Annotated in this window: 10 protein-coding genes; 8 read left to right on the forward strand and 2 right to left on the reverse strand. The window is 66.6% G+C overall.

Translation table 11 applies throughout. The features are described from left to right. Nucleotides 1–112 precede the first annotated feature (112 nt). Nucleotides 113–1393, reverse strand: coding sequence for a PQQ-dependent sugar dehydrogenase (locus tag SAZ01S_RS17690; protein WP_084583603.1), 1281 nt, complete (start codon nt 1391–1393; stop codon nt 113–115). A 251-nt stretch (nt 1394–1644) separates the two neighbouring features. Here SAZ01S_RS17690 and rimP point away from each other — a divergent pair, with 251 nt between their 5' ends. The 8 genes from rimP (at nt 1645) to SAZ01S_RS17730 (ending at nt 9665) form a co-directional block, all read left to right on the forward strand. Further along, nucleotides 1645–2166 carry a ribosome maturation protein RimP gene (gene rimP / locus SAZ01S_RS17695; RefSeq protein WP_439951236.1) on the forward strand — a complete coding sequence of 174 codons (522 nt, stop codon included), beginning with the start codon at nt 1645–1647 and terminating at the stop codon, nt 2164–2166. Between the two features lie 6 nt (nt 2167–2172). Then, nucleotides 2173–3792 (forward strand): transcription termination factor NusA, encoded by a 1620-nt coding sequence (gene nusA / locus SAZ01S_RS17700; protein WP_084583605.1) that lies wholly within the window; start codon nt 2173–2175, stop codon nt 3790–3792. A gap of 222 nt (nt 3793–4014) precedes the next feature. Beyond that, a complete protein-coding gene (locus SAZ01S_RS17705; RefSeq protein ID WP_084583606.1) occupies nt 4015–4719 on the forward strand; it encodes a DUF448 domain-containing protein in 705 nt (234 codons plus the stop codon). A gap of 4 nt (nt 4720–4723) precedes the next feature. After that, nucleotides 4724–7630 (forward strand): translation initiation factor IF-2, encoded by a 2907-nt coding sequence (gene infB / locus SAZ01S_RS17710; RefSeq protein ID WP_084583607.1) that lies wholly within the window; start codon nt 4724–4726, stop codon nt 7628–7630. A gap of 351 nt (nt 7631–7981) precedes the next feature. Further along, nucleotides 7982–8380 carry a 30S ribosome-binding factor RbfA gene (gene rbfA / locus SAZ01S_RS17715; protein WP_084583608.1) on the forward strand — a complete coding sequence of 133 codons (399 nt, stop codon included), beginning with the start codon at nt 7982–7984 and terminating at the stop codon, nt 8378–8380. A 31-nt stretch (nt 8381–8411) separates the two neighbouring features. Beyond that, nucleotides 8412–8705, forward strand: coding sequence for an AbrB/MazE/SpoVT family DNA-binding domain-containing protein (locus tag SAZ01S_RS17720; protein WP_084583609.1), 294 nt, complete (start codon nt 8412–8414; stop codon nt 8703–8705). Then, nucleotides 8677–9081, forward strand: a complete 405-nt coding sequence (locus tag SAZ01S_RS17725; protein WP_218018115.1) for a type II toxin-antitoxin system VapC family toxin — start codon at nt 8677–8679, stop codon at nt 9079–9081. Before SAZ01S_RS17720 ends, SAZ01S_RS17725 begins: the two co-directional genes overlap by 29 nt. Next, on the forward strand, nt 9081–9665 hold the full coding sequence (locus SAZ01S_RS17730; protein ID WP_084583611.1) for a thymidine kinase: 585 nt from the start codon (nt 9081–9083) through the stop codon (nt 9663–9665). The genes SAZ01S_RS17725 and SAZ01S_RS17730 overlap by 1 nt, the downstream gene beginning before the upstream one ends. An 84-nt stretch (nt 9666–9749) precedes the next feature. Here SAZ01S_RS17730 and SAZ01S_RS17735 read toward each other — a convergent pair whose 3' ends face one another. After that, nucleotides 9750–12029 carry a TonB-dependent receptor gene (locus tag SAZ01S_RS17735; protein ID WP_084583612.1) on the reverse strand — a complete coding sequence of 760 codons (2280 nt, stop codon included), beginning with the start codon at nt 12027–12029 and terminating at the stop codon, nt 9750–9752. Between the last annotated feature and the right edge of the window lie 3 nt (nt 12030–12032).

The raw sequence follows: 12032 nt of genomic DNA on the forward strand, positions 1-12032 counted from the left end.
GGGGGGGGGGGGGGGGGGGGGGGATGGCGGCAGCGTAGTCCGCCCTCTCCTTGTCAGCCCCTCCCCCGACCCCTCCCGCAAGCGGAAGGGGAGCGAAGGTTTGGAAGGCTGACTACTTCTTCGGGCTCACCCGCATCAGCCAGCCGCCATCGCCTTTGGCGCCGTCCTGCAGCAGCCAAAGCGAGCCGTCCGGGCCTTGCGCCACGTCGCGGATGCGCATCCCCATGTCCCATTGGTCCGCCTTGCGGGCATTGGTGCCGTCGAGCGCGATGCGCAGCAGCGCCTGGCCGGACATCGCGCCCATCAGCAGCGAGCCCTTCCACTGCGGAAAGTCGTTGCCGGTGTAGTAGATCAGCCCCGAGGGCGAGATCGAGGGCACCCAATAGAGCTTGGGCGACTCATAGCCGTCGCCGGACTTGGGCTTGGGAATCGGCTTGTTGTTGTAATTCTCGCCGAACGAGACGTTGGGCCAGCCATAGTTGCGGCCCTTGAGGATCAGGTTGAGCTCGTCGCCGCCCTGCGGGCCCATCTCGTGCTCCCACAGATTGCCGGAGGCATCGAAGACGAGGCCATAGGGATTGCGATGGCCGCTGGTCCAGATCGATGCCGGGGCCGGATTGGGGCCGTCGAAAGCGAAGGGGCGGCCCTTGGCGGTCTTGGCGGCTTCGGTGTCTTCGGGCGGATCGATGACCTGCACGGTGGTCGCGCCGACCTTGCCCGCGTCCGGATTGTCCGAGGCCGGCTTGCCGTCGAGCGTGAGGTGCAGGATCTTGCCCAGCGCCTGGTTCGGATCCTGCGCCGGGGTGAAACGCTGGCGCTCGCCAGAGGAGAGGAAGAGCGACTTGCCGTCCGGCGCGAAGGCGATCACCGCGCCGAACTGGCCACCATCGCCGTCCGCGCCCGAGCGGAACAGCACTTCGACATTGTCGAGTCGCGGCGCCATCGCCTTGCCGCGGGTCAGTTTGGCGCGGGCGAGCGCCAGCGCGCTGCCATTGGCGCGTGGCTCCGAATAGGTGAAATAGATCGTGTTGCTGCTGGCGAAGTCCGGCGCGGGCGCGACGTCGAGCAGGCCGCCTTGGCCGCCGGCGGCGACCTTGGGTACGCCGCTCACCGCCTGCGCCTTCTGGTTGATCTCCCAATATTGCAGCTGCCCGGCCTTCTCGGTGACCAGCGCGGCGCCGTCGGGCAGGAAGGCGAGCGCAAAGGGCGAATCGAAATCGGCAACGCGCGTGGCAGTGAACGGCACGCCGGCGGGCAGCGGGGCGGGGGTGCCGTTCGGCACCGGCAACGGTGTCGGCGTGGCGGCCGTGCCGGTCGGCTGCTGGGCGTTGGAGCCGGGCGACGAGCAGGCAGCGGCGAACAAGACGGGGATCAGCAGCAGTGAGCGGGGCATGGGAATCCTCTCCGGCGATGGTTCGGCCACGAACGCAGCCGGTTTTGCAACGGGTTGCAACGCCTTTCCCGTTCGAAAAGATGCACCGGCATTTTCCGGCCCCTTGCCCAGCGGGGCAGGATTGCGTATATCGCAGCTGCTTTCTCGGACATCGTCAAACATGATCGAGGTCGGCGCCGCCAGGCACCGGCGCCGAAGCTGCTTGATTTCAACCGGAGACGTGTGTGGCGAATCTCGCCGAACTGGCCAAGATGATCGAAACCGAAGCGCAGGCATTGGGCTTTGCCCTGGTGCGCGTGAAGCTGTTCGGCGGCCAGAGCGATCCCACGCTGCAGATCATGGCCGAGCGCCCGGATACGCGCCAGCTGACGATCGACGATTGCGCCGATCTGTCGCGCCGCATCTCGGATCTGCTGGATCGTCTCGAGGCCGAGGGCCGCGATCCGATCGACCATGCCTATCGGCTGGAAGTCAGCTCGCCGGGCATCGACCGGCCGCTCACCCGGCTGCAGGATTTCGAGGACTGGAAGGGCCATGAGGCCCGCATCACGCTCGCCGAGAAGCTGGACGGGCGCAAGCAGTTCAAAGGCGATCTTGCCGGCATCGACAAGGACGCGGGCACCATCACCATCGTGACGCAGGACGAGACGCACCACGTGCTGCCGTTCGCGGCGATCGAGGATGCCAAGCTGACGATGACCGATCGCCTGATCGCCGCCACCGCGCCGCTCTCTGCCGAGGGCGCCGACAAGATTATCGAAGTAGAAGGATAAGCCCGGATGGCCACCGCCATTTCTGCCAACAAGGCCGAGCTGCTCGCGATCGCCGATTCGGTCGCGAAGGAAAAGCTGATCGACAAGGCCATCGTCATCGAGGCGATGGAAGACGCGATCCAGCGCGCCGCGAAGAACCGCTACGGCGTCGAGAACGACATTCGCGCGAAGCTCGATCCGGTTTCGGGTGATCTCCGCCTGTGGCGCGTGGTCGAGGTGGTCGAGCAGGTCGACGACTATTTCAAGCAGGTCGACCTGAAGGGCGCCGAGAAGCTTCAGAAGGGCGCGAAGGTCGGCGACTTCATCGTCGATCCGCTGCCCCCGATCGAGTTCGGCCGCATCCAGGCGCAGGCCTCGAAGCAGATCATCTTCCAGAAGGTCCGCGATGCCGAGCGCGAGCGCCAGTATGACGAGTTCAAGGATCGGGTGAACGAGATCATCACCGGTGTGGTGAAGCGCGTCGAGTTCGGCCATGTCGTCGTCGACCTGGGCCGCGCCGAGGGCGTGATCCGCCGCGACCAGCAGATCCCGCGCGAAGTGGTACGCGTCGGCGATCGCGTCCGCTCGGTGGTGCTCAACGTCCGCCGCGAGAATCGTGGTCCGCAGATCTTCCTGAGCCGGGCGCACCCCGAGTTCATGAAGAAGCTGTTCGCGCAGGAAGTGCCCGAAATCTACGACGGCATCATCGAGATCAAGGCCGCCGCCCGTGATCCGGGCAGCCGCGCCAAGATCGGCGTGATCAGCCATGACGGCTCGATCGATCCGGTCGGCGCTTGCGTCGGCATGAAGGGCAGCCGCGTGCAGGCCGTCGTGCAGGAAATGCAGGGCGAGAAGATCGACATCATTCCCTGGTCGCCGGACACCGCCACCTTCGTCGTCAACGCGCTGCAGCCGGCGAATGTCAGCCGCGTCGTGATCGACGAGGAAGAGGATCGCATCGAAGTCGTCGTCCCCGACGACCAGCTGAGCCTCGCGATCGGCCGTCGCGGCCAGAATGTCCGCCTCGCCTCGCAGCTGACCGGCAAGGCGATCGACATCCTCACCGAGGCGGATGCCAGCGAGAAGCGCCAGAAGGAATTCGTCGAACGTTCGGAGATGTTCCAGAACGAGCTCGACGTCGACGAGACGCTGGCACAGCTGCTGGTCGCCGAAGGCTTCGGCGCGCTGGAAGAAGTCGCCTATGTCGAGATCGAGGAACTCGCGAGCATCGAGGGCTTCGACGAGGATCTCGCGCAGGAACTCCAGAACCGCGCCCAGGAAGCGCTGGAACGCCGCGAGGAAGCCAATCGCGAGGAGCGCCGCGCGCTCGGCGTCGAGGACGACCTGACCACCATGCCGTATCTGACCGAGGCGATGCTGGTCACGCTCGGCAAGGCGGGCATCAAGACGCTCGACGACCTCGCCGATCTGGCGACCGACGAGCTGGTCGAGAAGAAGCGCGCAGAGCCCCGTCGCCGCGGCGACGACACCCCCCGCAAGGAGCCCAAGGGCGGCATCCTGGCGGAGTATGGCCTCAGCGACGAACAGGGCAACGAGATCATCATGGCGGCCCGCGCCCATTGGTTCGCCGATGAAGAACCCGCGGAAGCGGGCGAGGAGGACGCTGTTGCGGACTCCGAACAATGATACGCGCCGACTGACATCGTTCGGCTTCGCAGTTTCCGCCGCTGGCGGTGCTGTAGCTGCGGTTCCAGCCTTCGCTCCCCTTCCGCTTGCGGGAGGGGTCGGGGGAGGGGCTGATGTGGAAGGTGCGCTGAATCGTTTCAGCCCCTCCCCCATCCCCTCCTGCAAGCGGAAGGGGAGCGCATTTTCGCGCCGTTTCCGCTCCTTTCACACGGGGAGGGGACGATGACCGACGCGGTTCGCACCTGCATCCTGTCGCGCGAGGAATCGCCGCGGGAAGGGTTGATCCGACTCGTGCTCTCGCCCGACGGCCACGTGCTGCCCGACATCCGTGCCAAGGCTCCCGGCCGCGGCGCCTGGATCTCCGTCGACAAGGCGGGGCTGTCGGCGTCACGCGACAAGGGCAAGCTGAAGGGCGCGCTCTCGCGCAGCTTCCGCACCGGCGAGATTCGCATTCCCGACGATCTGGAGGACCGGATCGCCGCCCAGCTGCAGCGCGCCGCGCTCGACCGGCTGGGGCTGGAGGCGAAGGCGGGCCATGTGGTGATCGGCGCCGAGCGGATCGAAAAGGCCGCGCGCAGCGGCCGACTCCATCTGCTGCTCCACGCATCCGATGCCCGCGACGACGGCAGCCGAAAGCTGGCCCAGGCGTGGCGGGTTGGCTCGGATCGGGAAGGTTCTGCCCTCAAGGGCTTAACATTGCCAGTCTCGCGCACCATATTGTCCTTGGCGTTAGGCCGCGAAAATGTGGTACACGCCGGACTCATCGACGCCCGGGCGGCGCAACGGACGAGCGAAGCGCTCGATCGCTGGCTGCACTTTATCGGACCCGAACCTGATCCCGTGTCTTGCGATTCCGAATCGCAAGGCGCATCGGCTTTGCCGTCCGCCGTGCCATTGACGACGAACATTATCGAGGAACTTGAGTAGCCGCATGAGCGACACCGAAAACGACAAGCCGAAACTGGGCATGCGCGCACCGCTGGGTCTGAAGCGCACGGTGGAAACCGGCAAGGTGAAGCAGAGCTTCAGCCATGGCCGTTCCAACACCGTGGTCGTGGAGGTCAAGCGTCGCCGTGTTCTCGGCCCGCAGGGTGCGCCGATCGACGAGTCGACGCCGGCCCCTGCCGCTGCGCCCGAGGCTCCGGCTGCTCAGGCTCCCCGCGCCGCTGCCCCGCAGCAGCAGGCGCCGCGCCCGGCTGCCCAGCCGCCGCGCAGGCCGATGGACAATCTCTCGCCGCAGGAGCGCCAGGCCAAGCTGCTGCGCGAGGCCGAAGAACAGCGCATGCAGGCGCTGGAGGAAGCGCGTCGTCGCGACGAGCGCCTTCGCGCCGAGGCACAGGAAGAAGAGCGTCGCCGCGCCGAAGAGCGTGCGCGTGCCCAGACCGAGGCGGCTGCCGCCCCGGTTGAAGCCGCCGCGCCCGAGCCGGCGCCGGCCCCTGCGCCCGCCCCGGAACCGAAGCCCGAAGTGGTGGCGGAGGCTCCGGCCCCTGCACCCGCCCCAACGCCGGAGCCGACTCCTGCACCCGCGCCTGCTCCGGCAGCCCCGCAGGCTGCTGCCCCGCAGCAGCCGGCAGCGCCCAAGCCCGCCCAGCCGCAGGCCGCCGCGCCCAAGCCGGCCGCGCCCGCGCAGCCGCCGCGCCGTCCGGTGCCGCAGGGCCCGATCACGCTGCAGCTCGATGCGTCGCTGCCCGCGCCGCGCCGCTTCACGCCGGTCGTGCGTCCGGAAATTCCCAAGCCGCAGCCCAAGCCCGAGCCGCAGCAGGCAGCCCCTGCCGCGACCCAGCAGACGCAGCAGCCGGCGCAGCAGAACCAGAACCAGCAGCGTCCCGCCGCTGGCGCAGGTGCCGCGCGTCCGGCCCCTTCGGGCCCCGGCGCCGCGCCGCGCCGCCCGGGTGCCGATCCGGCCAAGCCCTCGCGCGACCGCAAGGGCGACGATCGCCGCCAGTCGGGCAAGCTCACCGTCACCCGCGCCCTTGGTGGCGACGATGGTGCGCGTGCGCGCAGCCTCGCGGCGCTGAAGCGCGCCCGTGAGAAGGAGCATCGCCGCTCCTATGGCGGCCCGCGCGAGCCGCAGGTCAAGCAGGTCCGCGACGTTGTGGTGCCCGAGGCGATCACGGTGCAGGAACTCGCCAACCGCATGGCCGAAAAGGGTGCGGACCTGGTGAAGGCCCTGTTCAAGATGGGCATGATGGTCACGGTCAATCAGTCGATCGACCAGGATACCGCCGAACTGCTGGTCACCGATTTCGGCCACAACGTGCAGCGCGTCAGCGAGAGCGACGTCGATCTCCAGATCGATACCGAGCTGGATCCCGAGGACAAGCTGCAGCCGCGTCCGCCGGTCGTCACGATCATGGGTCACGTCGACCACGGCAAGACCTCGCTGCTCGACGCGCTGCGCGGCACCGATGTGGTGCGCGGCGAGGCCGGCGGCATCACCCAGCATATCGGCGCCTATCAGGTGACCCTAAAGGACAAGTCGAAGATCACCTTCCTCGACACGCCGGGCCACGAAGCGTTCTCGGAGATGCGCGCCCGTGGTGCCAACGTCACCGACATCGTCGTGCTGGTGGTGGCCGCGAACGACGGGCTGATGCCGCAGACGATCGAGGCGATCAATCACACCAAGGCGGCCGGCGTGCCGATGATCGTGGCGATCAACAAGGTCGACCTCGACAGCGCCAACCCGCAGCGCGTGCGCGAGCGTCTGCTCGAGCATGAGGTGATCGTCGAAGAGATGGGCGGCGACGTCCAGAACGTCGAAGTCTCGGCGCTGAAGAAGATCGGCCTCGACGAGCTGATCGAGAAGATCCAGCTCCAGGCGGAGCTGCTCGAACTGCGCGCCAACCCCGATCGCGAGGCCGAGGGCACCGTGATCGAGGCGAAGCTCGACAAGGGCCGTGGTCCTGTCGCGACGATCCTGGTCAACCGCGGCACGCTGCGCGTGGGCGACGTGTTCGTCGTCGGCGCGGAGAGCGGCAAGGTCCGCGCGATGATCGACGACAAGGGGTGCCAGATCAAGGAAGCGGGCCCGGCGATGCCGGTCGAGGTGCTCGGTATCTCGGGCGTGCCGTCGGCAGGCGATCCGCTGCAGGTGGTCGAGAGCGAGGCGCGTGCCCGCGAGGTCGCCGAATATCGCCAGGGCGTGCTGCTCCAGAAGCGCACCACCCAGGCGCCGGCGAGCCTGGAGAGCATGTTCTCCGCGCTCAAGGACAAGCAGGCGATCGAATATCCGGTGGTGGTCAAGGCCGACACGCAGGGATCGACCGAGGCGATCGTCGGTGCGCTCAGCAAGCTGGGCAACGACGACATCCGCGTGCGCATCCTGCATTCGGGCGTTGGCGGCATCACCGAGAGCGACGTGACGCTGGCAGCCGCCAGCGGCGCGCCGATCATCGGCTTCAACGTCCGTGCCAATGCCAAGGCGCGCGAAATCGCCGAGCGGAACAAGGTGGCGCTCAAGTATTACGACGTCATCTATGACCTGACCGACGAGATCCGCGCCGGCATGGCGGGCGAGCTGGGTCCGGAAGCCTTCGAAACGGTCGTCGGCCGCGCCGAGATCAAGGAAGTCTTCTCGGCGGGCAAGCACGGCAAGGCAGCCGGTCTGCTGGTCGTCGACGGCTTCATCCGCAAGGCGCTCAAGGCACGTATCACGCGCAACGACGTCATCATCTACACGGGCGAGATCGCCTCGCTGCGTAGGTTCAAGGACGACGTGGCCGAAGTGCGCGCCGGTCTCGAGTGCGGCGTGACGTTCACGCAGAACTTCGTGGACATCAAGGCCGGCGACTACCTCGAAACCTACGAAGTCGAGCTGCGCGAACGTACGCTGTAATGGGGCAGGGGTGCCGGTGGACACCTTTTGTTCCTCGGTGGCCCGGCCTGTGATACGCTTCCTTTCCGGCTGCACCTGCGGCCGGAAAGGAGGTGGTTCATGTGCCAATAGAAACAGTTGCAGGTCTGGTTCTGGGTTTCGCGACGTTTATTGTCGCGTTACTCGGATTGGTGGCGAAGCTTATTGAGCTAAGCCGCAAGTAACCCAGTGCGGGCTCTCGGTGCTGGAACGCCGGGAGCCCAAAATGCTTTGAGCCCGGGCGCTGGAACACCCGGGCTCAGGAGGTGACGTTGTACCAACGGTCACAGTTGCAGTGCTCTTTAGATAGCGAAAACCGGTCAGAATCACAAGATGCGCCAGAACGACACCGATGAAACCCGCTCCGTCCGCGTGCTGCGCGTGGGCGAGCAAGTGCGCCATATCCTGAGCGAGATCCTCCAGCGCGGCGACGTGCATGACGAGGTGCTTGCGAAGCACATGGTCTCGGTGACCGAAGTGCGCATGTCTCCGGATCTGCGCCATGCGACGGTGTTCGTGAAGCCGCTCCTCGGCAAGGACGAAGAGGCGGTGCTCAAGGCGCTGCGCACCAACACCGCTTTCCTCCAGCGTGAAGTCGCGCATCGGGTGAAGATGAAATATGCCGCCAAGCTCAAGTTCCTGGCGGACGAGAGCTTCGACGAGGGGAGCCATATCGACCAGCTGCTCCGCGCGCCCAACGTGGCGCGGGACCTGGCCGCGGACGAAGATTGACTCCACAGCCGGTAAGACGCATCTTACCGACATGAACGCTACGACGACGCTCTCTGCGAAAGGCCAGGTGGTGATCCCGAAGGAGGTTCGGGACGCACTCGGGTTTCTGCCCGGTCAGCAGCTGGAGGTGGTTCGCAGCGGCGCATCGATCGTGCTGCGTCCGATCGTGACCAAATCCGGCCGGTCGTTCGAGGAAATTACCGCTTCGCTTCGCGCGACGCTGCGGTACGATGGACCGCCGATCAGCATCGAAGAAATGAACCACGCCACTAGGGAAGCTGCGGCAGACGCAGCGGGTGCGCGGGACGATCGTGCGCGCCGTTGATACCAACGTTCTTGCCCGGTTTCTGATTGGCGATGATCCGGCGCAAGCCGCAGCGGCCGGCGAGGTGCTGCGTAGCCCCGTGTATATTTCGAACAGCGTGCTGCTCGAACTCGGGTGGTTGCTGCGATCGCGTTATCGCCAGCCCGTCGACGCGGTAACGCGCGCCTTGCGGGACCTGATGGATCTACCCACCGTCCAGGTAGAGGATAGCGCCGCACTGGCTTGGGCACTCGACCGTGTCGCACAAGGCGCCGACCTGGCCGACATGTTCCATTTGCTCGCAGTCGGCCCCGCCACCACATTCGTAACGTTCGATCGGGGCATAGAACGCGCCGCCGGTCCCAACCCGCCCGTCACCATCGAGACCCTCGCCTGATGGCCAAGCTCTATTTCTACTATGCCTCGATGAATGCGGGGAAATCGACCACGCTGCTCCAGGCCGATTTCAATTATCGCGAGCGGGGCATGCGCACCTTGCTGTTCACCGCCGGCGTGCACGACCGCGGCGGACACGGCGTGATCGATTCGCGGCTCGGCATCCATGCCGATGCCATCCCGTTCGAGGCGACCACCGATCTGCGCACCATCGTCCAGGACGCGCATTTCTCGGCCCCGCTCGCCTGCGTGCTGGTCGACGAGGCGCAGTTCCTCTCGGCCGCGCAGGTCCGGCAACTGGCCGCCGTGTGCGACGAGGATGAGGTGCCCGTGCTCTGCTACGGACTGCGCACCGATTTCCGAGGGCTTCTGTTCGAAGGTGCTGCGGCGCTGCTGGCGATCGCGGACTCGCTGGTCGAGATCAAATCGGTCTGCGAGTGCGGGCGCAAGGCGACGATGAACCTGCGTGTCGATGCCGAGGGTCGCGCGGTGCGTGAAGGTGAGCAGCGCGAGATCGGCGGCAACGATCGCTATGTCGCGCTCTGCCGCCGCCATTTCGTCGAGCGGCGCGGCGCGATCGGCTGACATAGCAAAAGGGCGTCGCAGGTTGCCCCGCGACGCCCTTGGAACCGAATGCGCGGCCGGGAGCCAACCCACCGCGCCCTTCGATCAGAAGTGGAACCGGATCTCGCCGCCAATGATGCGCGGCTCGTTGATCATGCCGGTCAGGTTGTTGAAGTCGATCGCGCTCTGCGCCCGGATCTGGTTGAGGATGTTGCGGGCGAACGCCGCCACCTCATAGCCCTGCGGCGCGCGATAGCCGATGCGCAGCCCGCCCTCGAGCAGCGAACGCCCGCGGAACTCCTTGGCCTCGTAGAGGAAGTAGTTGATCTCGCTGCGATACGCCCAGTCGGTATAGGCATAGACCTCGCCGCCATTGGCCAGCGGCACGCCGTAGCGCGCGGTGGCGTTGAACACGAAGCGCGGCGCCTGGGGCAGGCGGTTACCGTCGATCAGGGCAACGCGCTGGCCGCCGATGATCGTGGTCGGGTCGGTGACGGTGCACAGCGCGCCGCACACGCCGACCGCGAGCTTCGGATCGCGGATCTGGGTGAAGTTGTAGCTGCCGCTGGCGGTGAGATCGAGGCCGCGGATCGGGCGATAGCTGAACTCTGCCTCGACGCCGTAGCCGTTGACGTGATCGGCCGACAGCAGGCGGGTCGAGTTGCTCGCGCCGCCCACCGCGGTCAGCTGCAGGTCGTCGGTGCGGAACCAGTAGCCGGTCAGCGCATAGTTCAGCCCCTTGGCCGGGAACGCGCCCTTGACGCCGGCTTCGGCCGACTTGGTGAACTGCTTGCCCGCGGTCGTCGGGACCGAGCCGAAGGTCACGCGGTCCTGGATCGCCGGGCCGAGATAGCCGGTCGCGAAGCGCGCATAGACGTTGACGTCGGGAGTCAGCGCATAGGTGGCGCTGGCATCCCAGGTCACCGCCTCGCCCTTCACCTTGGTCTGCACCGGCAGCTTGAGGCCGCTGGTCAGATCGCTGGAGAAGCCCGTGATCACATCGTTCTTGCGGTCATGCGAATAGCGCACGCCGGCGCGCAGGGTCAGCGCGTCGGTCGCCTTGAACTCGCCCGAGGCGAACACGCCGAAATTCTCGTTGATGTTCACATGGCCGATATTCTGGTTCTGCGCGCCGCCGCCTTGGGGGTAGCCATATTCGCTGTAGTCGAGGTTCTGGTCGAAATAATAGACACCGGCCTGGCCGCGGAACGCACCGAACTGGTCGGTCGCGAAGCGCAGTTCCTGGCTGAACTCCTTGGGCTGGGTGATGCCTCCGGTGTTCGACGGGAACTGGGCGTTGTTCAGGCCGAGCGCAGGCGAACTGAACGTGTAGGTATCGCCGCCATCAACGTCGCCGGTGCTCTGCACCTTGGCGCGCTCATAGGCGGTCACCGAGTAGAGCGTGCCGATCCCGTCGAAATGATAGTCGAGCTGCAGGTTGCCGCCCCACTGCTCCAGCCACTGGCTGGTATAGCCGTCGAGCCTGACGTGCTTCGGATCGAAGCCGACCGAGAAGTTGTTCGAGCCCTGCTGGAACAGGCCGGCGCGGAACACGCGCGGCGTGCCTTCGAGGTCGCGGCCATGGACGTTGACCAGCGCGTTGAAGTCGCCGCTGGTGTAGCTGAGCTGCACGCGGCCGGCGCGATCGGTATAGCCTTCCAGCTTGCGGTTGGCGACGCTGACCTTGCTGGTGCTGTCGTTCACCACCCAGTTGTCGCGGTGCTGCACCAGACCCGAGACGCGCAGCGCGAAGCCATTGCCCAGCGGTGCGTTGAGCGCGAGATCGGCGTTGATCGTGTTGTAGGTCGCCCAGCTGACGCTGCCCTGCGCTTCGTACTTGTCGGTCGGGCGCTGCGATTCGAGCTTCACCACGCCGGCGGGCGTGTTGCGGCCGAACAGCGTGCCCTGCGGGCCGCGCAGCACCTCGACGCGGGCGAGATCGAACACCGGGAACGCCTTGAGCATCGGGTTTTCGAGCGCGACATTGTCGTACACCACCGAGACCGGCTGGGCCGCGTTGGGGTCGAAATCGGTGTTGCCGAGGCCGCGGATGTAGAAGCGCGGGAAGGTGCGGCCGAACGAGCTTTCGATCTGCAGGCTGGGCGTGCGCGCCGAGAGGAAGCGCACGTCGAGACCCGAGGAGTTGAGCACGTCCAGCTTCTCGCCGCCGATGGCGGTGACGGCGACGGGCACGTCCTTGGCGGCTTCGGTGCGGCGCTGCGCGGTGACGACGATTTCGCCGGACTGCTGCGGCGCGGCTTCGTCGGGCTGGGCGCCCTGCACCGGGGCGGAGGCTTCGTTGCTGTGGGCGGCGGCGAGCGCCGAAGGCGTGGTAAGCGCGGCGCTGGCGAGCAGCAGGCCGCGAAGAAGGGCGGAGGTGGTCATGTT

Source organism: Sphingomonas azotifigens NBRC 15497, assembly GCF_002091475.1.
GTDB lineage: Bacteria > Pseudomonadota > Alphaproteobacteria > Sphingomonadales > Sphingomonadaceae > Sphingomonas > Sphingomonas azotifigens.